This is a genomic window from Chryseobacterium endophyticum, from assembly GCF_056333165.1.
This window is the reverse complement of record NZ_JBWGXE010000004.1, coordinates 270022-294845: the sequence shown is the minus strand read 5'-3', so window position 1 is coordinate 294845 and position 24824 is coordinate 270022. Positions and strand designations below refer to the sequence as shown.

Sequence of the window (24824 nt, the reverse complement as noted above, 5' to 3'; positions counted from 1 at the left end):
TTTCGTCTTATTACATTTTTTACCTCGTGACCTGGGCAATAAATTCGGAAAATTTATTGCCGGGATTTTTATCTTTCATAAAATATTCTCCCATTAGGAAGCCGTCAAATCCTTTTTCTTTCAGATATTTAAAATCATCAACAGTATAAATGCCGCTTTCTGCAATGGAGAGTATCCCTTCGGGAAGTAAATTTTTTAGCCGAACAGAATGATCAAGGTTAACCTCAAAGTTTTTTAAATTCCGGTTGTTAATTCCGACCAAGTCAATGTCCTGATGGCAATGTTTCAGTTCTTCTTCCGTATGAATTTCCAGTAAAACTCCAAGACCAAGCTGGTGGGCAAGATCTGTAAAATCTTTAACCTGATCAGCTGAAAGGCAAGCCGCAATCAGCAGTACAACGTCTGCTCCCATTGATTTTGCCTCATAAAACTGATACTCATCGATCATAAAATCTTTTCTTAAAATAGGAATATTGATGGATTTTCTTACCTCTATAATATCTTCAGAGCTTCCTCCAAAAAAATCTTTATCCGTTAAAATAGAAATGGCACTTGCCCCGGACTTTTCGTAGGCTGAAACAACTTCCAAGGGAGAAATCTGGTCATTGATAATGCCTTTTGACGGAGATTTTCTTTTAAATTCAGCAATAACTCCGATTTTTAACCTTAAAGTTTCCTTTAGTGAAAATGTTTTCCGATCGAAAAATTCAGAATCCTTTACCTGTTGAAGAGAGATTTTTGCCTTCATCAATTCCAGCTCTTCTCTTTTTCTTTCAACGATTTTATCCAGTATATTCATTTTATTACCTTAATTATTTGACTAACTGTTCGAAACTTTGAAAAGCTTTTCCACTGTAAAGACTTTCGCGGGCGGCGGATAGGCATTCGTCATAAGTTCCGAATTTTTGGGTGTGTAAAAGCGCCACGGCAGCGTTGGCCAGCACAACTGAATGCTGTTGGTTGCTGCCATTTCCCTTCAGGATATTTCTAAAGATTTCTGCTGTTTCCCGAATACTTGCCCCGGCTGTAATACTTTCTGCCGTTACCGCCTCAAAACCTAAATCTTCAGCGGAATATATTTCCTCACTTTCTTTGGTGATGATTTTACTGTCTTGGGTGAGGCTGATCTCATCGTAACCATCGAGTCCGTGAACGATCATAAATTCGCGTTTGTCCTTCTGAAGCAGGTACTGGTAAATTCTCGCAATTTCAAGATTGTATACGCCAATGACAGAAAATTGGGGTTTGGCAGGATTTACGAGCGGACCCAACAGGTTGAAAAATGTTCTTAGTCCCAGTGATTTCCTTAATGTGCCTACCGATTTAAGGGCAGGATGAAAATAGGGCGCATGCAAAAAACAGATATTGGCTTTGTCAAGATCTTCCTGGAGTTTTTCGGAAGAATCTTTAAAGACATATCCTGTTTCTTCAAGGACATTAGATGATCCTGTAATTGTTGATGCGCCGTAATTTCCGTGTTTTACCACTTTTTGACCGGCACCGGCAACGACGAAGCTCGCTAATGTTGAAATATTGATTGTATTTTTCCCGTCACCACCGGTTCCTACGATATCTACGGCATCATTAGCTTGGATGTTTACGGGAACGGCCATCTGAAGAAGCGCTTCACGGAAACCTTCCAGCTCAGGCAGCGTAATATTTCGCATCAGAAAGATACTGATGAAGGCCGTCACTTCCTGAGGGTTAAATTTATTCTGAGCAATTTCAATCATGATGGCTTTTGCCTGGGATTTGGATAAAGTATGGTGATTGAAAAGGTATTCAAGGATCTCTTTCATTGTTTTGGATTTAAAAAGATTTTAATTCAAAAGAAAATTCCGGATAATCGCTTCTCCTTCCGGGGTCAGAATACTCTCGGGATGGAACTGAACGCCGTGTACATCGTAGGTTTTATGCTGCAGCGCCATGATCATCCCTTCATCGTCGATGGCCGTAATTTCAAGTTCGTTTGGAAAATCTTTACGATTCACGACCCAGCTGTGGTATCTGCCGACCTCAAGTCCGCTGGCAAGACCTTTGAAAATTTTGGTGTCTGATTTTACCACTTCTGCGGGCGTCGCCACACCATGGAAAATCTCCGACAGGTTGATCAGGCTTCCTCCAAATGCTTCAGCAATAGCCTGTTGGCCCAGGCAAACACCCAGAATACTTTTGGTAGGGGCGTATTCTTTGATTAATTCCAATAAAATTCCGGCTTCTTCAGGAATTCCGGGACCTGGGGAAAGAACGATTTTATCGTAGATAGCGATTTCTTCCAAAGTGATTTGGTCATTTTTTACCACATCAACTCTGGTATTTAAAACCCTCTCGATAATTTGAACGAGATTGTAGGTGAAGCTGTCGTAGTTGTCGAAAACGAGAACTTTGGTTGTCGGTTGTCGGTTGCTGGTTGTTGGGATACTATTTTCCATATTATTTTTTCTTGTAATAATTGATAAATCCATTAAGTAATTTTTTACCAAGGATTATTTGATTTAAAATTCCTGTAAACTCTTTTTCATTTATATATTGTAGATCGGAAGATAAATAAAGTAGTGTTTACAATTCATACAAAGAGCCTCTTCTCTTGCAATAAAAAGAAAATGTATGGTTTCTTTACTTGTTTTTCTTCCGCAACCTTCTGCAATATTTGAGGGAACGGAAACTGCACATCTTCTGATTTGATTTGTAATCCGAAAATTTCTTCTTTTGGATATTTCTTCGTTGACTTATAAACAAGATTGGTAAGTCTTCTTGACTCAATCCAAACGTCCAGATTAGTATATTCCATAATTTGTATTTTATATATATTTAATATCTAGTAGATCTTTACAGTTAACTATCAGCCATTAACCATTAACTGTCAACTATCGACCAGCTTTTCCGCTTTTTCTACTGCTTTTTTCAGCGCATTAAGCTTGTTATTCACCTCCTGCAATTCGCTTTCCGGGTGGGATTTTGCGACCAGTCCTGCTCCGGCCTGATAGTATAACGTATTGTTTTTGCTTAAGAATGTTCGGATCATAATCGCCTGGTTACAGCTTCCGTTTAATCCGAAATAGCCGATGCATCCGCCATAATATCCGCGGGAATCTTTCTCGTATGTATCGATCAGCTGTAAAGCTTTGTGTTTAGGAGCTCCGCTTAAGGTTCCCTGCGGAAATGTAGCGGCCATCATTTCAAAAGGTTTGGCTTCTTCCGGCAAATCGGCGGTCACTTCACTCACCATGTGGATGACATGTGAAAACAGCTGTATTTCTTTAAGTTTTGTTACCGTGATGTTTTTTCCGATTTTACCGAGATCATTTCTCGCGAGATCAACAAGCATCGTATGTTCCGCATTTTCTTTAGGGTCATTTTTTAATGATTCCATAGACTGGAGATCGGTTTCAAAGTCGCCGGTTCTTTTAAAAGTGCCTGCAATCGGATGAATAACGGCTTTGCTGTCTTTAATGATAAGCTGGCTTTCGGGGCTTGATCCGAATAATTTGTAATTTCCGTAATCAAAGAAAAACAGGTAGGGCGAAGGATTGATATTTCGCAAGGCCCGGTAAACATTGAATTCGTCACCTTTGAATTTCTGCTCAAACCTTCTGCTCAGCACCAGCTGAAAAACATCGCCTCTCAAACAGTGTTTTTGGGCTATTTTTACCAGGTCAAGATATTCTTCATCCGTAAGATTGGATGTTTCCTGTCCGTCTTTTTCGAAAGGATAAACCACTGCATTTTTATTTTTGATGAAACTTTCGAGCAGATGCATTTCAGATTTTATGCCTTTAATTTGGTTTTCAATAAGATGCATTTCATCGTTGTAATGGTTAATGGCAATGACATACTGATACAGACGATAACGCAGAAGAGGAATTTCAACTTCCGGGCTTTGGGGTTTAAACTTCAGATTTTCAAAAGATTGTACAGCTTCAAAGCTGGTGTACCCGAAAAGGCTTTGCGCAGTTTCCACAACGGGATCCTGTGTTTTCTCACATTCGAATACCTGGGAGAAATTTTCAAAAATAGTTGCAATATCCTGTTGTAAAGCAAACTTCTGAGGCTCCTGGCCGGGAAGCTTGATTTCAAACTCTTGCAGGTTTTTTATTTCAATTCCTGCGATGGCATTGATCGCAATAAATGAGAAATTATTATCAATATTTTTAGAATCGGAACTTTCCAGCAGGATGGTATCCCTGAATTTATCGCGCACCTGCAGATAAATATTCATCGGGGTCTGGAGATCACCGAGGGTTTTTGCGGAGACGGTTTTTATTTTTATTTTTTTACTGAACATGATCGTTTGATTTTGTGGATTGAATAAAAAAAAGACTTTAACGGAATACGTCAAAGTCTTTATTGTATAATTGATTTAATTATAAGCGCTGCATAAGAATCACCAACACGACAATAACTTCAGACCCGACGAAGAGTTTGAAAGCCACCACCAATTTTTATTGTTGCTGATATTAAACATGGTACAAATGTAGAAAATTTTTAAATACAAAAAATGAAAATATCAAAATTTTAATTCCGGTTTGTTTTGATCGGGTGAAGCCAATCTCGTTATCCTGTCGTGTTCATTGGCTTTTTTCTCACAAAATATCTTTAAAATGAATATTAATCATGATTTTAAAACTTTATTTTTTATATTTTTGCTAAATAATTTATAGAGAAAAAATGAAAAAAGTATTAGCAATCGCATTTATCGGAGGTTTATTAATGGCTAGCTGTTCCAAGAAGCCGAATCATGATTTACAAGACAGCAATACCATGTTGCCTGAGCCGGATGCCCCAACTGTGGTAGACTCAAGCGCAACAACAAGAGATACTCCGGAAGCTGATGTAAATGCTGCTGTATCAGTTCCTGCAAAAGATGCAAAGGCGGATACGCTTACTAAATAATGAAAAAACTGTTTCTGGCAGGAGCTTTAGGGCTTCTGATGTTTTCCTGTTCTAAAAAAGAGAATGTACCTGTCGACCAGGCGTCTTCCGAAAAACAAGCGTCTGCGGAATCTGCAAAGAGCAATCTTTCCGGAGATCAGATCATCGAAAGTCTGGACTGTTCGGGATGTCATGCAGCAAATGAAAGAATGATAGGTCCCTCTTATCAGGAAATTGCAGATAAATATTCTGATAAAGATCTTGAGCTTCTTGCCTCAAAGATCATCGAAGGCGGAAGCGGAGTTTGGGGCGGAGTTCCCATGTCTCCTCATCCTCAGGTTTCAAAAGATGAAGCAAAAAAAATGGTGGAATATATTTTAACCTTGAAGAAAAAATAATTCTTCCATATTAAAAATAATAAAAGCTGTTTCTCAAAATAGAGGAACGGCTTTTTTGTTCTGATAATACCTTATTTTCCGGTAAATTGAGATAAATTTTGAATTTTAAGGTCAAAAACCCTTATCTTTGCGCGTTATTGAAATATTAGAAATAATGCAATTATCAGAACAGGAAATTATCAGAAGAGAAAAGCTGAACAAGCTTGTTGAAATGGGGATCAACGCGTTCCCTGCAGATGAATATGTAATCACAGATACTACAGAATCTATAAAACAGGATTTCGCTGATAATAAACAGGTTAAGATTGCAGGAAGACTGATGTCAAGAAGAATTCAGGGAAAAGCGTCTTTCGCTGAGTTGCAGGATTCTGCCGGTAGAATTCAGGTTTATTTCAACAGGGATGAAATTTGTACCGGTGAAGATAAAACTCTGTATAATGAAGTCTACAAACATCTGCTGGATATTGGTGATATTATCGGGGTGGAAGGTGAGTTATTTACCACTCAGGTGGGCGAGAAAACAGTTCTGGTAAAGAATTTTACCCTTCTTACCAAATCATTAAGACCTCTTCCGCAGGCAAAGACCGATGAGAACGGAGTCGTACATGATGCATTTAACGATCCTGAAATGAGATACAGACAGCGTTATGTAGACTTAACGGTAAATCCTCAGGTAAAGGAAGTTTTCGTTAAAAGAACAAAATTATTCAATGCAATGAGGACGTTCTTTAATGATGCGGGATATTTTGAGGTGGAAACGCCGATCTTACAGTCGATCCCTGGTGGAGCAGCTGCAAGGCCATTCATCACCCATCATAATGCTTTGGATATTCCATTATATTTAAGGATTGCCAACGAATTATATTTAAAGAGACTGATCGTAGGCGGTTTCGATGGTGTTTATGAATTCTCCAAAAACTTCAGAAACGAAGGAATGGACAGGACGCATAACCCGGAATTTACTGCTATGGAAATCTATGTGGCCTACAAAGACTACAACTGGATGATGGATTTCACGGAAAAATTGCTTGAATTCTGTGCCGTTCAGGTAAACGGAACAACGAAAGCTACTTTCGGAGAATATGAAGTGGATTTCAAAGCGCCATACCAAAGAATTTCAATGACGGATGCCATTCTTAAATTTACAGGTTTTGATATCACTGGAAAAACAGAGCAGGAATTGTTCGACTTTGCCAAATCGATCGGAATTGACGTGAACGCAACGATGGGGAAAGGAAAATTAATTGACGAGATTTTTGGTGAAAAGTGTGAGGGAAACTTCATTCAGCCGACTTTCATTACCGATTATCCTGTTGAAATGTCCCCTTTAACCAAAAAACACAGAAGCAAAGAAGGACTTACAGAGCGTTTCGAGCTGATGGTTTGCGGTAAAGAAATTGCAAATGCTTATTCTGAGCTGAACGATCCTATTGACCAGAGAGAACGTTTCGAAGATCAGTTGAGACTATCTGAAAAAGGAGATGATGAGGCCGGTCAGTTTATCGACGAAGATTTCTTAAGAGCCCTGGAATACGGAATGCCGCCAACTTCAGGATTGGGAATCGGAATGGACAGATTAATTATGTTCTTAACAAACAATGCCTCTATTCAGGAAGTATTGTTCTTCCCGCAGATGAAGCCGGAAAAAGCAGTTCCTCAGATCGAATTAGGAGAAGATGAAAAGGTGATCCTGGAAATTTTAAACTCTCAGGAAGAGCCGTTCACTTTAGCTGAAGTAAAAGAAAGAAGCCAGCTTTCCGGTAAAAAATGGGATAAAGCTTCTAAAACTTTAACCAAGAATAATTTAGTGAAAGTTGAAAAAATTGATGAAAACCTTTTGATGAAACTGGTTTAAGTTTATTTAAATTTATATAATTTAGACTCCGGCGGAAGCAAAGCTTCCGCCGGAGTCTTTTTTAACAAAAGAGACTAATTTCGCTGATTTTACGTTTTCACTAAAAACTATGAAATGAAAATTCTCGTATTGCTGTTTTTTTTCGCTGTAAATTTTCAGGCGCAGATGCATACTTCTGTTTATTTCGGGTACGACAGCGACAAACTTACGAAAGATTCTCAACGGAAACTGGATAGTTTAGCCGGATTAAAAAATGATCTGAAGATCAGGATTTTCGGGAATTGCGATATTTCCGGAAGCCATGAGTATAATAAGATACTCTCTGAAAAACGGGCCCACGCGGTGGCTGCTTATTTAAAGACAAAAATAAAAGATAATATTAAACTCGAAAGCGTAACAGGTCTGGGAAATGAAAAGCAGATCAATGATAACAGTACGGAAGAGTTACGCTTACAAAACAGGAGGGTAGATTTGTTTATCGATCGTGTTATGAGAAAGGGAGAAGTGAGAACCGGGAAAACATTTGCAAGCTTTTTCAGCCGTAAAATTTCTGACATGAAAGTAAGGGACACCTTTTCGCTGCCGAATGTGAATTTTTTCGGGGGTCGTCACATCTGGCTTCCGAAAGGAAATGCAGTTTTGGCAAAGCTTGCCGATATCCTGAAAAATAATCCGTCGCTGGTGGTTGAATTGCAGGGACACATTTGCTGTGATTATGATAATTTTGACGGGGAAGATCTTGATCTGAAAACATTTAATCTTTCCTTTACCAGAGCAGATGCCATCCGGCAATTTCTCGAAAAACAGGGAATAACTCCAAATCGAATAAAAGTTAGCGGACTTGGGCATCTTAATCCTGTGGTTTATCCTGAACGGACAGAAGAAGATTTTGTCAGGAACAGGCGGGTCGAAATTGTTGTGCTTAAAAAATGATTAATAATCACTCAAATAAGCCTTCTTCTATACTTTCTTCCACTTTCTGATTTGGGATCTGAAGCTGTTAAAAGGAGCCACTGTATTAATATCTATCCATTTCCAGACAGGCCATTGGGCAGGCGTCGTGGCCCATTTTCTTCTTCCCGGAAGAAAGAGGATGTCATCGTCAAGGTTTTCTATCCATTCGAGGATCTTTTTTACCTGACCGGATAATATCTCGCGCTGCTCTTTCAGGCTGTAAATACCATACGATTGGTAGAAAGATTTGTAAAGTGCTCCCAGGTTGTTCCATTTATATTCGGGAGCAGGGGTTTTTACGTCAATCCCTTTTAATTCATCTGATTCCCAGCTTAAAAGCAAGCCTGTCCATCCGATCTGATAAGAGAGATTCTGTGAAGGTGTTTTATTGATATTTTCCTTCAGCAGATCCTTATCGGCCTCTTCAATCCCGTCAAATTCATGATCATAAAGGAAATATGCTTTTTTAATCGATTCTATAAGCTCTTTTTTATCTGAGTAGCTTCGCATAATATGAGTTATTGATTTACTTTCGTAGTTTGCTGAATGAAGCCATTAAATAAAACAGAAATGGTAAAATAAAAATAGATCCCAGGATCAGCGCCCATCCCAGTGCGGAAACTGTTTTTGGAGCTGCGACATGTTCAATTAATGAAAGGTGCTGCCCGTTTCCAAAGAGAATGATATTCGGATTGTGCTGATAGGTGGCGGCAACCAAAATCATAATGACCTGAAATCCCGCTAATGCTCTCACCGGAAGGAGTTTCCTGTTGTTCATAGCACGAAGAATTAAGAGAAGGCAGATCGTTGCAAAAACAGTGGCCATAATTCCCAGTGGTTTTGAAAATACCCACATTACCAAAGGTATGTCTGAAAGATAAGCGGTCAGGAAAACCAATGCGCCTGTCACCACTACAAAAACCATTGTCTGTTTTGATTTTTTAATCATTAAACTTAATTCAACCCGGTCTACTGTTTCCCTCAAGGCGAAAACGGAAGCCAGATACGCGCAGATCGCAATAGTGAAAAGTCCCACAGCGACACCAAACCAATTCAGCCAGCTGAAAATATACAGTTCTAAAAAGCCTTTCGCATCCGGATTGATTGAATGTGAGATGGTTGCAGCAGCAATTAATCCAAGGAAAAATGGGGTAAACAGGCTCGAAAAATAAAATATCTGGGTATATAAATTTTGCCATTCATCTTTTACGGCATCATAATTTCTGAACGTGAAAGCCGTACCTCTTGCAATAATTCCGATTAGCATCAATACTAAAGGAATATGAAGATAAGTCGACAGCGTCGTATAAATTTCAGGGAATCCCACAAAAAGAATAACAATAGCAATGATCAGCCACATGTGGTTGGCCTCCCAAACGGGAGCAATAGATTCATACATAAGGACTTTCGTTTTGGAACGGTTCTTCTTTTTCGTAAAAAGTTCTACGATTCCGGCGCCAAAATCTGCTCCACCCAAAATCACATACAGGCAGATGGAAAGCCAAAGAAAACCTATAACTACGTAGATCATAATTTCTTTTGTTTAGGGTTAAACTGAGGATCGGTAGGATCATAAAGCTTGGGAACCATTTTTATCTGTCGGGTCAAAAGGAAAACAATGACGAAGGACAGGGATACGAAAACGGCTGTAAAGAAATAGAAAGAATATTGTATTCCCGGCATCGGCGTTACTGCATCTACCGTTCTCATGATGCCGTAGATGATCCATGGCTGCCGGCCCACTTCTGTGACGGTCCAGCCTGCCTCCAGGGCAATATATCCGAAAGGTGTGGCAAATAAAAAAGTTTTCAGAAGCCATCTTTTTTCCAGCCATTTTTTCCTGAAAAAGAAGGCATATAAGTAAATAATTCCTATGATAATCATTACGACTCCGAAGAAAATCATGATCTGAAAAGCAAAGTGGACAACCGTTACCGGAGGCCATTCATCCCTTGGGAAATCATTTAATCCCTTCACTTCTGTATTAAAATCGTTACTGACCAGAAAGCTCAGTAATTTGGGGATTTTTATCGCATATTTTATTTCGCCTTTTTTCTCATCCGGAATGCCTCCGATAACAAAAGCGGCTCCTTTTTCCGTTTTAAAGTGCGCCTCCATAGCGGCTAATTTTATCGGCTGCCTTTCCGCTACGGATTTCGCGGCAACGTCGCCACTTAAAGGGGCTCCAAAGGCTCCGATAAGCGCAAAGCCGGCGGCAATTTTAAACGCTTTGGTATGAAATTCAACATTCTTTTTCCGCATGATCATGTAGGCGTGAACTCCGGCAACGGCAAATCCTGTGGCGCAAAATGCAGCAACCGTCATATGGAGGGCCTGCGGAAACCATGCTTCATTCAGCATTGCTTTAATGGGATCTATATTTAAATACTGCCCGTCAATATAATTGAACCCGGCAGGTGAATTCATCCAGGCGTTGGCTGCAACGACCAGAATTCCGGAGGCCAGTCCGCTGAGCCCTACAAGAAATCCGCAAAACCAGTGAAACCATTTATTGAATCGGTCCCAGCCATAAAGAAAAAAACCGATGGCAATGGCTTCAATAAAAAAAGCGGTGCCTTCCAGGGAAAAAGGCATCCCGAAAATGGGTCCGGCATGTTTCATAAACTGAGGCCACAGAAGTCCGAGCTCAAAAGAAAGCATTGTTCCGGAAACGGCTCCCGTTGCAAAAAGTATTGCTACTCCTTTGCTCCAGGCTTTGGTAAGCCCTTTGTAAATTTCATTATTTGTTTTTAAATATTTCCAGTGGGCAAAAGCCATCAGGAACGGCATCACCATACCGACACACGAAAAAATGATATGAAAACCGAGGGACATCGCCATCTGGGCCCGGGCTGCAAGGAAATCGTCCATAAACATCAACTTTTTAAGCAAATAAATTTAAGGATAAATTGCTTATTTTTAATATGATTTACAACAGTTCTTATTCACGCTAAAGACCTTAACTTTGTATTTTTTAGCTTTAAATCATATCGTTTTCTGTGGAAAAATCAGTACGTTTTTGACATATTTTAACTTTCACACCTCGAAAAAAATCACGATATTTGTGGGTCTTTGCATTTAGCAGGATTTTTAATATTTTATATGAGTCAGAAACAATATACAGCTAGTAGTATTCAGGCATTGGAAGGAATGGAACACGTTCGTATGCGTCCTTCAATGTACATTGGTGATGTAGGGGTAAGAGGCCTTCATCATTTGGTTTATGAAGTAGTGGATAATTCTATTGACGAGGCTTTGGCAGGGTATTGCGATACCATCTTCGTTGCTATTAAAGAAGGAAACGGAATCGAGGTAAGCGATAATGGTAGAGGTATTCCGGTAGACTTCCATGAAAAAGAACAAAAATCTGCTCTTGAGGTTGTAATGACAAAAATCGGGGCCGGAGGTAAGTTCGATAAAGATTCTTATAAGGTTTCCGGAGGTCTTCACGGTGTGGGGGTGTCGTGTGTAAACGCACTTTCCAATGAAATGGTAACCACCGTTTACAGAGACGGAAATGTATACCAGCAGATTTATTCAAGAGGAAAAGCACAGACCGGTGTTGAAGAAATCGGACATAGCGACCAGCGAGGGACAAAACAGTTTTTCCAGCCGGATGATTCTATATTTACAGAGCTGGTTTACAACTATGATACTTTGGCAAGCCGTTTAAGAGAGCTTTCTTATCTTAACAAAGGAATCACGATTACATTAACCGATGAAAGAGAAAAGCTTGAAGACGGTACTTTCAGATCTGAAGTTTTTCATTCTGAAGGCGGCTTGAAGGAGTTTGTAGCCTACATCGACGGAAACCGTGAATCCATCATGGAAAATGTGATTTTCATGGAAGGCGAAAGAGATGATATCCCTGTGGAAGTGGCGATGCGTTACAATACCTCGTTTACCGAAAACCTTCACTCTTACGTTAATAATATCAATACCCACGAAGGAGGAACTCACCTTGCAGGTTTCAGACGTGCTTTAACGAGGACTCTTAAAAAATATGCCGATGATCTGGGGATTCCTCAGAAGGAAAAAGTAGAAGTAACCGGTGATGACTTCCGTGAAGGGTTAACAGCCGTGATTTCCGTAAAAGTTATGGAACCCCAGTTTGAAGGGCAGACGAAAACAAAATTAGGGAACTCTGAAGTTTCAGGAGCTGTTGATAAAATTGTGGGTGAAATGCTTACCAACTTCCTTGAAGAAAATCCGACTGAAGCTAAACAGATCGTGCAAAAGGTTGTTTTAGCTGCAAAAGCAAGACAGGCTGCGAAAAAAGCCCGTGAAATGGTTCAGAGAAAATCACCAATGGGCGGTTCAGGACTTCCCGGGAAATTGTCTGACTGTTCTTCAAAAGATCCGGCAGAATCTGAAATATTCCTTGTAGAGGGAGATTCCGCAGGAGGTACGGCAAAGCAGGGAAGAGACCGTTTTTTCCAGGCTATTCTTCCGTTGAGAGGTAAGATCCTGAACGTGGAAAAATCGATGCTTCATAAAGTTTATGATAACGAAGAGATTAAAAATATCTACACCGCTCTTGGCGTTTCCGTAGGAACTGAAGAGGATAGCAAAGCCCTTAACATGGCGAAGCTCAGATATCATAAGATCGTAATCATGACCGATGCCGATATCGATGGCTCTCACATCTCAACGCTGATCCTTACCTTCTTCTTCAGATATATGAAAGAGCTGATCGAAAACGGATACATTTATATTGCCCAGCCACCTTTGTACTTATTGAAAAGAGGTAACAAAAAAGTATATGCCTATAACGAAAAAGAACGTGAAGAATTTACCCTTGAAATGTCACCTGACGGAAAAGGGGTAGAGGTACAGCGTTACAAAGGTCTTGGAGAAATGAATCCTGAGCAGCTTTGGGAAACAACCCTTAATCCTGAACACCGAATCCTTAAGCAGGTAACCATTGACAACGCTGTAGAAGCAGACAGTGTTTTCTCTATGCTGATGGGTGATGAAGTGCCACCAAGAAGAGAGTTTATTGAGAAGAATGCTAAATATGCAAAAATTGATGCATAATTAACCGCTACTAATATACAAAGGCCTCATTCACTGAGGTCTTTTTTAGTTTTCACATTGATGTATAAAATTTAATTTTAAGACATGCAGAGATTTTATTATTTTTGCTAAATTTTAATAACCATGATTAAAATACTTTGTACCGGCGCCCTTTCTGTAGCATCACTGTATTGTGCACAGAATTTCCCGGCTTCAGCCATTCCTGAAAATCTTAAGAAAAATGCTGATGCCGTTATCAGAAAAGATTTCACAACCATTCAGATCAATAAAATAGATGATATTAAATATCAGCTTTATACGGTAACAACGGTTCTCAATAAAGATGGAGACTCGGATGCACAGGTATACATTCCTTACAAAAAAGGAAACAGTATTTCCGATGTGAAAGTCAATATTTACGATGAAGGCGGAAAGAAAATAAAGTCTTATTCCAAATCGGATTTCGGGGATTTTGCCAACAACAACCAGGGAACATTCTATTCGGACAACCGGGTAATGGCTTTGTCCTACACACCGACGCAATATCCTTATACGGTTGAGTTTTCTTATCAGATTGGTGACGAGAATACCGTTTTTTTACCGGATTTCACACCATTCAGTTCTACAAAGGTATCATTGGAAGAGGCTCAGATGAAGATCATCAATACTTCGGGAATAGAGCTGAAATCAAAAATTTATCCTTCACCTTATAATTATACTGCAGTTACGGAAAGTGGAACCGCCGGTGAAAAAACATATACTTATAAAAATGTTCCTGCTATTGATGATGCGGTTTTGCTTCCCAAGCCGGTAAGGATTTTACCAAAAGTAAGCTTTGCTTTAAAGAAATTTAATCTTGAAGGAAAACAGGGAACTCTTAACGACTGGAAAGATTTTGGAACCTGGTATTATCACAATATCCTCGAACCGGTCTTTGTATCCACTCCTGCCATCAAAGCTGAGGTTGCTTCATTAAATTTACAGGGAACCACCGAAGAAAAGGTGAAAAAGATCTACCAGTACATGCAGAGTAAGACCCGTTATATTTTCGTAGCGCTGGGAATCGGAGGGTGGCAGCCGATGCTTCCGGATGAGGTTCAGAAAAAAGGCTATGGAGACTGTAAGGGTTTATCCACCTACATGAAAACGATGCTGGATGAGGCAGGTATTCCTTCGTATTACTGCAAGATCAATTCAGAATCTTCACCGGTTTCGTTTGATAAAGATTTCCCGAAAATGGGTGGTAATCATATTATTTTAATGGTTCCGACCGATAAGGGAAATATCTGGCTCGAGAATACATCACAACAGATTGCCTTTAATCATTTGGGATACACTACGACAGACAGGAATGTTCTGGTGGTAAAAAAAGACGGGATTGAAGTTATGGATACGCCTTCATATCCTGCCGAGCAAAGTAAAGAAAACCAGTTGCTTAAAATTAAAGTAAACGAAGACAATAGCATCACGGGTGAAGGTAACTTTTCTTACACGGGAGTTCAGTACGACAACAATCTTTTTCTTACGTCTCTGTCGCCGAAAGAGCGCAATGAAACGGTGAAAAATATGTTAGGTATTTTACATTTCGAAAAGGTTGAAATGAAAAATTTCCTTAATGATAAGGATCGCGCAGTTGCGAAGTATGATATTGATTTTAAAGCCAATAATTATTCTAAAAATGCAGGGAGCAGCATGATTTTCAGAGCGGTTCCTATTTATGCAGATAATGTTTATAAAACGGAAGAAAACAGGACGCTTCCTTTTGAGCTGAGACAATCGTTTGAAGATGATTATGAAATCGACTTTACGATTCCGCAGAATTATAAGATCGAAGAGCTTCCTGAAAATGTTGTTCTCAATTCAGAATTCGGAACTTATACTTTAAATTTTGTGAAAAACGGAGAAGGTCTGAAAGTGAAAAGAATGATTAAAATCAACAAAGGGCTCTATCCTAAAGAAAAATATAACGATTACGTTAATTTCAGAAAAAAAACTATAAATATCGATAACTCAAAAATTTTAATATCTAAAGTTTAACATGAAAAAAATATTATTCATCGCTTTTTGCTCTTTGAGTCTTTTTTTAGATGCTCAGAAGCACAAATTTCTCGATCCTCCAAAATTTAACGACGCAGACCTGCAAAAGCAAAAATCGGCACTTGACGAAAATGCGCCTGCAGAGATTTTATATAAATCTTTACACTTCAATATTGATTATAATTCGGGAAACCTTATAAAGTCAGCATTTTACAGAGTTAAAATTTACGATAAAGATAAAGCTGAAGACTGGCTGAATCTGGAAATCCCGCTTTATCAGAACGGAAGCACTCAGGAAACACTATCTAAAATGAAAGCTTTTACCTATAACCTTGAAAACGGAGCTTCCGTAGCGACAAAGGTTGATAAAAGTTCCAAATACAAAAGTAAAGAAAGCAAGTATGTGACGATTACCAAATTTGCTTTTCCTAACGTTAAAAGCGGTTCTGTCATTGAGTATCAATACGAAGTTACATCTCCGTTCCTTTTTATTATACCGGAGATCCTCATTGAAACCGATACTCCGTCGCTGTACACGGAATATGTTTTAGACAGCCCTACCAATATTTCATATAACGTAAACTATACAGGATTTCTAAACCCGAAATTCCGTGAAATCGATGAGAGAATGATGTATGGAATAAACTACAGAACATACAGATTCGGATACGAAAATGTGAAAGGTTTTAAAACCGAAAAATTCGTTAATAATGACAGGAACTACAGAACAAAAATAAGTGCCGAGCTGCATTCTACCAATTATCGGGAACTGAAGCTGTATTCTTCATCATGGGAACAAATAAAGGAACGTTTATATGAAAACGACGATTTTGGTGGCGAATTGAAAAAAACGAGGTTAGCTAAGGAAAATATGCCGGCCAATATCTCGGGAATCTCCGACGAAGTAGAAAGGGCCAATGCAGTATTCAATTATGTGAAAAATACCTTTACCTGGAACAATGACAGAGGAATTTATGCAGATGAAGGCATTAAAAAAATGCTTGAAACCAAAACCGGAAATGCGGCAGAAATCAATCTTTTTCTGGTGATGATGCTTCGTGAAGCAGGTCTTAAGGCAGATCCTCTTACCATTTCAACCGTAAGTAACGGCCTTATCAATATTGCGTCTCCCAACGTTTCAAACATGAATTTCGTCATTGTAGCCATCCAGACAAAAGACGGATTCCATCTGTTTGATGCCACAGCGAAGCAGTCTTCCATCGATCAGTTGCCACCAAGAGACTGGAATCAGTTCGGGATCCTCATCTCCAAAGATAAGGTCCAGCAGCTTTCCCTCAGCAATGCCAAAATGAGTTACACGTATCTTACGGCAGTGGGAAAAATCAATGTAGACGGAAGTATTTCAGGGAATTACTCAGATAAAGATACCGGGACTTACGCGATGTTTGCTAAAGAAAGCTATGACGATAATGCCGATAAATACAAGAAACAGTACAAAGACAATTTTTCCATTGATTTTACGGATATCGATTCAAAGGTTGCGGAAAACGGAGATTTTGAAAGTACGATGAAGTTTGCTTCAGAGAATCTGATCGACAGGATCGGAAAAAAGATGATCATCAACCCAATGCTGTTTCTCAATAAAAACTCCAACGAATTTGATCAGGCGGAAGAAAGAAAATTTATGATCGATTTCACCTCACCATTTACGAGGGTAAAAAAGATCGTTCTTGAAATTCCGGAAGGTTACACCATCGAAGAAATGCCAAAGAACAAAAAGATCGTTACGGAGGATAAGGAAATTGAATACAGCTATGTTGCTGCACAAAAGGGAAATACCATTGAAGTGACTACCACAACAAAAGTATCGAGCCCAACCTATCCAAAGGAATATTATCCTGCATTCAAACAGATTTGGGGCGTGGCCTCCAAGCATGAGAATCAGGTCATCAGCTTGGTGAAAAAATAAAAACAGGGAAAATTTCGAAATAAGTTTAAAACCATTCATTTTTTGAATGGTTTTTGCATGTACGTAGGAAATTAGAATTATGAAAAATACGATCGCCGTTCTGGCTCTTTCAGCGCTCTTTGCGGTCTCAGCCTGTAAAAAGACAGAAAACAACTCCGTTGGTAGTGTTAAGATTGATTCCGTTCAGAGCAATACATTCACCGTAGATTCTGTAAAAGTGAGTGATTCTATAAAGCTCAGCGATTCATTAATCGTTAAATATTCCTCCAAGATGTTAGTGTTTCCCGGCATTAAAAGCAAGAATCTTTTAGACAGCATTTATTTCGGGGACAAAAATATCCAGGATTTCTCGAAGAGCGGCCTTCAGGCACTCCTTGAAAAAAATAAGGATGAGTATTTCAATAATATCAGGAAAGATGCGAAAGACTGGATTTCTGACATCAGTTTCTCCCAGCAATGGTATTCGGATATGGGGATGAACCTCAAATCAAAAGTCAATGATTATATGCATATTGAGTATACCTGGGGTTCTTACGAAGGTGGGGCACACGATAATTACGGGTTTTCAGAAAGGGTTTTTGATTTAAAAAATAATAAAAAAATAGAGCTCAAAGATATTACCTCTTTACCCAAAGCCAAGTTGGAATCGATACTCATGAAAAATATCAACAAAATAAACAGCGGAACCACCGACAGCGAAGGGAAGGTAAATAATTCCGAAATGCTTCTGGTAGAAACAATTCCGGCTACCGAAAATTTCTATTTTGATGAAAAGAACCTGTACTTCCATTATAGTCCTTACGAAATCGCCGCTTTTGCTGCGGGAGATATCACTATTCCTGTATCATGGGAGGAACTGAAAGGGACCATCAATCCTGAATTTAAGAAAAGAATGAATATCAGCAACTGAACTTTCAAATGACACAAATGATGAGAAAATGGTACTTCATATGGGCATCCGCTTTTTTTCTGGTAATTTTCTCGTGCAAAGAACTGGGAAATGATAAGAAAAAAACCGAACAAAATTTCGGGAGAACTCCTGTAGATTACGTAATAGAAGAAGATACAGTGAAGATCTCCGATTCGGTTTTGCTTCGTTATTCCTCAAAACTTTTATGGTTTCCCAATCTGAAAAATGATCAGCTTTTGAAAGAGATTTATCCCGGAAAAAAATCGGCTGACTTTTCCAGAAACGGACTTCAGAACGATCTGAGGCAGGACAAAAACGAGATTAGTAACCGTTTAAGAAACACAGCCCAACTTCTGAATCTAAAACAGCAGCAACAGTGGTCGTACATCTCTTTTATGAATGTCCGGATGAACAGGAATAATTATGTCTCCGTACAGTATTATATCAGCGAGTCTACGGGAGAAAGTAAAGTCAGGTATTCCTATAAAGAAAAAGTATTTGATTTTAAAAATCTTAAAATGCTACAACTTTCCGATATGATCACACTTTCTGAAGAAACGGTAAAGCGCACCCTGAAAGTAAATCTTGAAAAGACAACCATCATGCAGCAGATCAAAACCTATGATCCTCAGACTTATGCCGCAATTTCCGCAGCCGCATTTCCGGTGAGCCGGAATTTCTATTTTGATGACTACAATCTGTATTTTCACTATAATGCAAACGAAATTATCCGTAATGACGACATTGGTGATCTTATCATTGCCGTTTCATGGAACGACCTGAGCGGGTACATTAAACCTGAATTTGCGCGCAGAATGAAAATTAACTGAATTTAATGCTTTCTAATCTGGAAGCATTTTTTATTTTTGCATCAATGGAAAAAGTTGCCTTCATCATCAATCCTTTTTCGGCCAAAAAAAACTATCAGCCGTTTCTCAATGAATTGAATACAAAGATCAAAGATCCTCGGTATTACATATCAGAATCAATTCTGGGAACCGATGAATTTATTCAGAACCATTTTGGTGAAGTCGATATTTTCGTGGCTATAGGCGGTGACGGCACCATTTCCACCGTCGCAAAAAACCTGATCAATACGGAAAAAGTGCTGGCCATCTTTCCGGCAGGCTCGGGAAACGGATTTTCGAACGAAACCAATTTCAGTAAAAATCTGGATGAGCTCCTCGAGAAACTCAAAGCACGAAAATCGAGGAAGATTGATACTTTTACCATTAACGGAAGGCTTTCCATCAATGTTTCAGGAACCGGTTTCGATGGGAAAGTGGTGAAGGAGTTTGAAAAAACATCCCGCGGTTTCAAAAATTATATCAGAGTTTCCTTAAAAACTTTTTTCAGCTTTAAACCTAAAAAGGTTAAATTTCTTGATGAACAGTACAAGCAGTACAACGGCAAATATCTGATGGTTAATATTGCCAATACCCGTCAGTTCGGAAACAACGCTTACATCGCTCCCCATGCCAGTAAGAGTGACGGGCTGGTAGATATGGTTCTGGTAAAAAAGTTTCCGATCACATATTCTCCCTTTTTTGCCTTTAGGATGTTTACCAAAAAACTGAAAGATGACAACTATATCACTTATCTTCCGGTTTCCGACATTGAGTTTAAGGTAAATACAAAAAACTGGCATATTGATGGTGAGTTCAATAAAATAAAATCACCTGTTCATGTAAAAGTTCAGCCGGCAAGTTTAAATATTCTCATATAATAGCCTTTAGGCCAAAACTGATAACGAAAATATTTAGTCCCTATATTTCTTTTTCGTTCTGCATAATAATCCATGGTATTGGCTGCCGGGGCACATATCATTGGCGTACTTATTATTCAGGTAGTCATTTTTTGAAGGAGCTCAGAACTGCTACCCAAGATAAGTCATTGACTGTTTTGTAAAAGAACAAGAGGATTGCTTCGGTGCAAGCAAGAGGATTGCAAGGGCGCAAGCAAGGGTCTTGCTACGAGGCTCACAAGATGCTTGCAAGGGAGCAGGCAACCGCATTGTTATTAAATACAATAATTTCTGTTACGAATAAATTACTGGAATTATGACAGGGAAATCATTTTAGTCAGTGAAAATGATTCCTCACTGAAATAAACTGACAAATCCTTCTAGTATAATGATGCTCCGGTTTTGGGAATCTTTCCCAGCCGGATTTTTTTTGTGGGAGAGGTGGCTGAGCGGAGCCGAAGCCACCGTTGGGTTTGAGAGTGGGAGTAAGAATTTTTAAAGTGTATGATTATGAATATTTCTACAGAACGACGAAAAGTAGGCCTGAGGTTCTCGAAGGCCCGCATTACACTGCAAGGATTGGTGGCTTCGAGTAGCCTCAGCCACCATTTAACGTCATCACGCTTCCTTGTCATCCCGTAGGGATCTAAGCCCGAATCTTCCATCGGAATAGGCTCAACGACGCCGAGATTCCTACGGAATGACAAAGTGTGTGATAGTTGTGTTAAGGTAGAAGAGTGTTAGAGTGTGAGTGTTCCAGCGTCTTAAGGTGTACGGATATTCCTATGGAATGACAGAGAGTATTCGGTAGCTGCGACCTGAGCGGGGTCTAAGCCATCATGAAGAATATTGAATAAGATTCTCGAAAGATTATTGGTGAAAGAAAGTCGAAGATATATATGCCGGTAATTTTCAGATTTCCAGCTTTTTTTCCACCTTATCCGGATGATCAAGACAATACCGGAGCTGTTCCTTATCCAGTTGTTTTTCCCAGTTGGCTACGACTACCGTTGCTACGGAATTTCCGATGACATTGGTTAAGGCTCTGCATTCACTCATGAATTTATCGATTCCCAGGATCAGTGTCATTCCCGCAATCGGAATTTCAGGAACTACGGCTAAAGTGGCGGCCAATGTTACAAAACCGGCTCCGGTCACGCCCGCTGCCCCTTTTGAGCTCAGCATGGCAACAAGCAGAAGCATGATCTGTTTCTCTATGGGAAGATGAATATTAAGGGCCTGGGCGATAAATAGCGAGGCTAAAGTCATATAAATATTGGTGCCGTCCAGATTGAAAGAATATCCTGTAGGCACTACAAGGCCTACAATGGCTCTGGAGCATCCGGCTTTTTCAAGTTTTTCCATAATTCCCGGAAGCGCAGATTCTGAAGAGCTGGTTCCAAGTACCAGCAGCAGCTCCTCTTTCAGAAAATACATCAGTTTGAAAATATTAAAACCGTTGTACCAGGCAACGGCTCCAAGCACCAAAACAACAAAAAGGGCTGATGTAATATAAAAAGTTCCGACCAGAAAAATGAGATTCAGAACAGAATGCAGGCCGTATTTCCCAATCGTAAAGGCCATCGCCCCGAAAGCTCCTATGGGGGCAAGCTTCATCAGCATGTGAACGATTTTAAATACCGGAGTGGAGAGATCCTGTAAAAATTCAGTGACCTTGCTGCTTTTTTCTTTTGTTAAAACCAGGGCAACCCCCATTAAGATGGCAACGAGCAGTACCTGAAGAATATTTTCTCCCACAAGCGGGCTGAAAAGGGTTTCGGGAATGATGTTCATGATAAAACCGGTGAGGGTAGATTCATGGGCTTTTTGCTGATATTGGGAAACATCTCCCGAAAGAGTGGAGGGATCTATATTGAGGCCGTGGCCGGGCTGTAAAACGTTTCCGACAATCAGTCCGATAATAAGGGCCAGCGTGGAAAAGGTCAAGAAGTAGATCATGGCCTTAATGGCAATTCTTCCTACTTTCTTAAGGTCTGTCATATGAGCGATCCCTAAAGTAAGCGTAATGAAGATCACAGGGGCAATAATCATTTTTACCAGCTTGATGAATCCGTCGCCTAAAGGTTTCATCTTTTCTCCGAGTTCCGGGTAGAATTTACCTAAAAGAATACCGGCCAGAATGGCTACGACCACCTGGAAATAAAGCTGCTGATAAAGTTTTTTTGCTTTCAATGAGATTGTTTTAAAGGGCGAAAATTATGAAAAATTTGTTAGTCGGGATGATAAAAGTCAGTAAAAGTTTAGACAAAGGCCGAAAGCCTTTGCCAAAACTTTATTATTTAAAATTATTACTCTACGGCCACAGAATCGTCACCCCTGCCATCAGCTACGGCATGAATGCTTCCGTCGTCATCGATCAGGATCATTTCCGTTCTGCCGATCTGGTTCCAGCGTTCCGCTTTATAGCCTTTTTTTTCGAGCGCGCTGATGGTCGTTTCGGGAAAACAATTTTCGTAGGCGACAATTTCCGGAAGCCACTGGTGATGGAATTTCGGGGAATTGACCGCAATATTGGCATTTAGTTTAAAATCGACCACATCCACAATGGACTGATAGACCGAAGTAGGAATTGTAGTACCTCCCGGCGTTCCTACTACCATGTAGGGTCTACCTTCCTTCATCATGATCGTCGGCGTCATGGAAGAAAGCATCCTCTTGTCAGGCTGGATAGCGTTGGCCTCTCCGCCCACAGCGCCGAACATATTGGGAACGCCTGGCTTTATGGAAAAATCATCCATTTCATTATTCAGGAAAAAGCCGGCTCCGGATACTACGACCTTGCTTCCGTACAAACCATTTAAAGTGGTGGTGACCGCAGCGGCATTTCCTTCTTTATCAATAACTGAAATATGGGTGGTTTGTGTAGATTCTGCAGTCTGTTTAATGATTTTTCCGACCTCTGCACTCGCCGTAGCTTTTTGAAAGCTGAAACTTTTCCATCTGTTTTTTAAATATTCGTCAGAAATCAGGTATGACGTTTTATCCTGAATAAAATCGGGGTCGCCCATGTATTCTGCTCTGTCGGCATACGCTCTTCTTTCGGCTTCCATCATAATCTGGACCGCTTGTGCAGAATTCAACTGATATTTTTCCAGATTCTCATAACCCGCCATTTTCAACATCTGAGCAAGTAAAATTCCACCGCTTGAAGGTAAAGGCATCGAAACGATGTGGTTCCCCTTATATTCAAATTCCAGGGCTTTTCTTTCTGCAACTTTGTAGTTTTTTAGATCTTCCAAACTAATGATTCCGTTTCCCTTTTTCATTTCAGAAACAATGAGTCCTGCGGTTTTACCTTCATAGAAACCTTTCTGCCCGTATTTTTGAATGAGTTTTAACGTTTGGGCCAACTCTTTCTGAACAAGAAGATCGCCCGCCTTCCATGGAATATCCTTTACGAAAGCCATATTACCCTTATTATGCTTTTGGAAGTATTCTTTATGGGCATTTAATAATTCTGCTTCCTGCCGGGTTATGGCAAATCCTTTTTCTGCTAAATCGATCGCAGGCTGAATCAGCTTATCCATTGGGAGTCGGCAGTACTTTAACGTTGCAAAGAAACCTGCCACACTTCCGGGAACTCCCACGGCCAGTCTGCCGTTTTGTGAGAGGTTCGTGTCTGCTTTCCCGTTTTTATCGACGTACATGTCGTGAGTCGCTTTTCCGGGAGCTGTTTCCCGGTAATCAAGCGTAAATTTTTCACCGTTGTTTTTAACGCCTACTAAAAATCCGCCACCTCCGATATTTCCGGCCTGAGGATAAACGACGGCAAGTGCATATTGTGTCGCGATCACGGCATCATAAGCGTTGCCTCCCAATCTGAGTATGCCGGCACCTGCTTCACTGGCCAGCGGATGGGCAGAAACAACAACCCCTTTACTCCTCACTTTAACTTCCTTTACCGTATTGAAATCGGTATATTGTGCTGAAAGTGTGGAAGTAAACGCAATAAATAAAATAAAAATGTTTTTCATTTGCAAATTTTTAATCCAATTTACATTTTTGTTTTAAGATAGGCTTTAAAATATTTACTTTTGCTTTCATCAACTAATAAAAATCAAAATGGAATCCCACACGGAAAGAATTCTTATTACCGGTGCACTAGGACAGATCGGCACCGAGCTTACCAACAGACTTGTCGAAATTCATGGAGCTGACAATGTAGTGGCTTCGGGCCTCGACAGATGGCAGAAAGGAATCACCTCTGCAGGACATTACGAAAGAATGGATGTTACCAATACGCAGCTGGTAAGACAGGTCGTAAAAGATTATGAAATCACAACGGTTTATCACCTGGCTTCGTTATTGTCCGGAACTTCTGAAAAGCAGCCGATTTTTGCCTGGAAGCTTAATCTTGAGCCTCTTCTTCAGTTTTGTGAAATGGCAAAAGAAGGGCTTATCCGGAAGATTTTCTGGCCAAGCTCAATTGCTGTTTTCGGAAAAGGGATTCCCAAAGAAAACGTAGGACAGGATGTAGTATTGAATCCTACGACTGTTTACGGGATATCGAAGATGGCAGGAGAGAAGTGGTGCGAGTATTATTTTGATAAGCATGGGGTAGATGTAAGAAGCATCAGGTATCCCGGACTGATTTCCTGGAAAACACCTGCCGGTGGAGGGACAACAGATTATGCCGTAGAGATTTTTTATGAAGCTATAGAAGAAGGAAAATATACCAGTTTCATTTCCGAAAATACAGGAATGCCGATGTTGTATATGGATGATGCTATTAATGCAACATTGAAATTAATGGAAGCTCCGAAAGAAAGTTTAACCGTTCGTTCTTCTTATAATCTGGGAGGGATGTCTTTTACCCCAAAAGAACTTGCCGAAGAAATCAAAAAAGAAATGCCGGCTTTTGAGATCAATTACAAACCGGATTTCAGACAGCAGATTGCAGACTCGTGGCCTGCCTCAATTGATGATTCCGTAGCGAAAAAAGACTGGGGCTTATCGTATGAATTTGGAATTTCGGAGATGACCAGGGACATGATTAAGAACCTTAAAGTAAAGTTGGGTAAGCATTAAGGTTAGTTTAAATTTACTTTAAATAAAAGTATTGTTAACATCTGATTTTCAAATTATTA

General features: G+C 39.8%; 21 protein-coding genes. 11 read left to right on the top strand and 10 right to left on the bottom strand.

All coding sequences use genetic code 11. The features are described 5' to 3' along the window. Positions 1 to 19 precede the first annotated feature (19 nt). The 5 genes from trpC to AC0N32_RS11670 form a co-directional block, all read right to left on the bottom strand. Positions 20 to 799 carry an indole-3-glycerol phosphate synthase TrpC gene (gene trpC / locus AC0N32_RS11690; protein WP_476394037.1) on the bottom strand — a complete coding sequence of 260 codons (780 nt, stop codon included), beginning with the start codon at positions 797 to 799 and terminating at the stop codon, positions 20 to 22. A 13-nt stretch (positions 800 to 812) separates the two neighbouring features. Beyond that, a complete protein-coding gene (gene trpD / locus AC0N32_RS11685; RefSeq protein ID WP_476394036.1) occupies positions 813 to 1799 on the bottom strand; it encodes an anthranilate phosphoribosyltransferase in 987 nt (328 codons plus the stop codon). A 21-nt stretch (positions 1800 to 1820) separates the two neighbouring features. Beyond that, positions 1821 to 2432 carry an anthranilate synthase component II gene (locus AC0N32_RS11680; protein WP_476394162.1) on the bottom strand — a complete coding sequence of 204 codons (612 nt, stop codon included), beginning with the start codon at positions 2430 to 2432 and terminating at the stop codon, positions 1821 to 1823. A gap of 90 nt (positions 2433 to 2522) precedes the next feature. Further along, positions 2523 to 2681, bottom strand: a complete 159-nt coding sequence (locus AC0N32_RS11675; RefSeq protein WP_476394161.1) for a four helix bundle protein — start codon at positions 2679 to 2681, stop codon at positions 2523 to 2525. Between the two features lie 182 nt (positions 2682 to 2863). After that, a complete protein-coding gene (locus AC0N32_RS11670; protein ID WP_476394035.1) occupies positions 2864 to 4285 on the bottom strand; it encodes an anthranilate synthase component I family protein in 1422 nt (473 codons plus the stop codon). A 383-nt stretch (positions 4286 to 4668) separates the two neighbouring features. Between AC0N32_RS11670 and AC0N32_RS11665 the strand changes: the two genes are divergently transcribed. The 4 genes from AC0N32_RS11665 (at position 4669) to AC0N32_RS11650 (ending at position 8058) form a co-directional block, all read left to right on the top strand. Then, complete coding sequence (locus tag AC0N32_RS11665) at positions 4669 to 4893, top strand: hypothetical protein (protein WP_476394034.1); 225 nt, start codon at positions 4669 to 4671, stop codon at positions 4891 to 4893. Continuing rightward, entirely contained in the window at positions 4893 to 5270 is a 378-nt protein-coding gene (locus AC0N32_RS11660) for a c-type cytochrome (RefSeq protein WP_476394033.1), read from the top strand. The genes AC0N32_RS11665 and AC0N32_RS11660 overlap by 1 nt, the downstream gene beginning before the upstream one ends. A gap of 154 nt (positions 5271 to 5424) precedes the next feature. After that, positions 5425 to 7125, top strand: a complete 1701-nt coding sequence (lysS, locus tag AC0N32_RS11655) for a lysine--tRNA ligase (protein ID WP_476394032.1) — start codon at positions 5425 to 5427, stop codon at positions 7123 to 7125. Positions 7126 to 7239: 114 nt separating this feature from the next. Beyond that, positions 7240 to 8058, top strand: a complete 819-nt coding sequence (locus AC0N32_RS11650) for an OmpA family protein (protein ID WP_476394031.1) — start codon at positions 7240 to 7242, stop codon at positions 8056 to 8058. Between the two features lie 27 nt (positions 8059 to 8085). On the opposite strand, the gene AC0N32_RS11645 is transcribed toward AC0N32_RS11650, so the two are convergent. From AC0N32_RS11645 to AC0N32_RS11635, 3 genes are read right to left on the bottom strand one after another with little or no spacing between them, the layout of a single operon-like run. Beyond that, positions 8086 to 8589: a ClbS/DfsB family four-helix bundle protein gene (locus AC0N32_RS11645; protein WP_476394030.1), complete on the bottom strand. Its 504-nt coding sequence runs from the start codon at positions 8587 to 8589 to the stop codon at positions 8086 to 8088. A 16-nt stretch (positions 8590 to 8605) separates the two neighbouring features. Beyond that, positions 8606 to 9610, bottom strand: a complete 1005-nt coding sequence (locus tag AC0N32_RS11640) for a cytochrome d ubiquinol oxidase subunit II (RefSeq protein WP_476394029.1) — start codon at positions 9608 to 9610, stop codon at positions 8606 to 8608. Beyond that, on the bottom strand, positions 9607 to 10950 hold the full coding sequence (locus tag AC0N32_RS11635) for a cytochrome ubiquinol oxidase subunit I (protein ID WP_476394028.1): 1344 nt from the start codon (positions 10948 to 10950) through the stop codon (positions 9607 to 9609). The genes AC0N32_RS11640 and AC0N32_RS11635 overlap by 4 nt, the downstream gene beginning before the upstream one ends. A 231-nt stretch (positions 10951 to 11181) precedes the next feature. Here AC0N32_RS11635 and gyrB point away from each other — a divergent pair, with 231 nt between their 5' ends. The 6 genes from gyrB to AC0N32_RS11605 all read left to right on the top strand — a co-directional run bounded on the left by gyrB (position 11182) and on the right by AC0N32_RS11605 (position 19698). After that, positions 11182 to 13116: a DNA topoisomerase (ATP-hydrolyzing) subunit B gene (gyrB, locus tag AC0N32_RS11630; protein ID WP_476394027.1), complete on the top strand. Its 1935-nt coding sequence runs from the start codon at positions 11182 to 11184 to the stop codon at positions 13114 to 13116. Positions 13117 to 13239: 123 nt separating this feature from the next. Beyond that, positions 13240 to 15132: a DUF3857 domain-containing protein gene (locus tag AC0N32_RS11625; protein ID WP_476394026.1), complete on the top strand. Its 1893-nt coding sequence runs from the start codon at positions 13240 to 13242 to the stop codon at positions 15130 to 15132. Position 15133: 1 nt separating this feature from the next. Further along, positions 15134 to 17062: a transglutaminase domain-containing protein gene (locus AC0N32_RS11620; RefSeq protein ID WP_476394025.1), complete on the top strand. Its 1929-nt coding sequence runs from the start codon at positions 15134 to 15136 to the stop codon at positions 17060 to 17062. Positions 17063 to 17141: 79 nt separating this feature from the next. After that, positions 17142 to 17972, top strand: coding sequence for an RsiV family protein (locus tag AC0N32_RS11615; RefSeq protein ID WP_476394024.1), 831 nt, complete (start codon positions 17142 to 17144; stop codon positions 17970 to 17972). Between the two features lie 17 nt (positions 17973 to 17989). Continuing rightward, positions 17990 to 18802 (top strand): hypothetical protein, encoded by an 813-nt coding sequence (locus AC0N32_RS11610; RefSeq protein WP_476394023.1) that lies wholly within the window; start codon positions 17990 to 17992, stop codon positions 18800 to 18802. 5 nt (positions 18803 to 18807) lie between these two features. Continuing rightward, on the top strand, positions 18808 to 19698 hold the full coding sequence (locus tag AC0N32_RS11605) for a diacylglycerol/lipid kinase family protein (protein WP_476394022.1): 891 nt from the start codon (positions 18808 to 18810) through the stop codon (positions 19696 to 19698). 930 nt (positions 19699 to 20628) lie between these two features. Here AC0N32_RS11605 and AC0N32_RS11600 read toward each other — a convergent pair. Next, positions 20629 to 21909 carry a dicarboxylate/amino acid:cation symporter gene (locus tag AC0N32_RS11600; protein ID WP_476394021.1) on the bottom strand — a complete coding sequence of 427 codons (1281 nt, stop codon included), beginning with the start codon at positions 21907 to 21909 and terminating at the stop codon, positions 20629 to 20631. A 116-nt stretch (positions 21910 to 22025) separates the two neighbouring features. Continuing rightward, positions 22026 to 23711 carry a gamma-glutamyltransferase gene (gene ggt, locus AC0N32_RS11595; protein WP_476394020.1) on the bottom strand — a complete coding sequence of 562 codons (1686 nt, stop codon included), beginning with the start codon at positions 23709 to 23711 and terminating at the stop codon, positions 22026 to 22028. An 88-nt stretch (positions 23712 to 23799) separates the two neighbouring features. Between ggt and AC0N32_RS11590 the strand changes: the two genes are divergently transcribed. Then, positions 23800 to 24765 (top strand): NAD-dependent epimerase/dehydratase family protein, encoded by a 966-nt coding sequence (locus tag AC0N32_RS11590; RefSeq protein ID WP_476394019.1) that lies wholly within the window; start codon positions 23800 to 23802, stop codon positions 24763 to 24765. Positions 24766 to 24824: the final 59 nt, after the last annotated feature.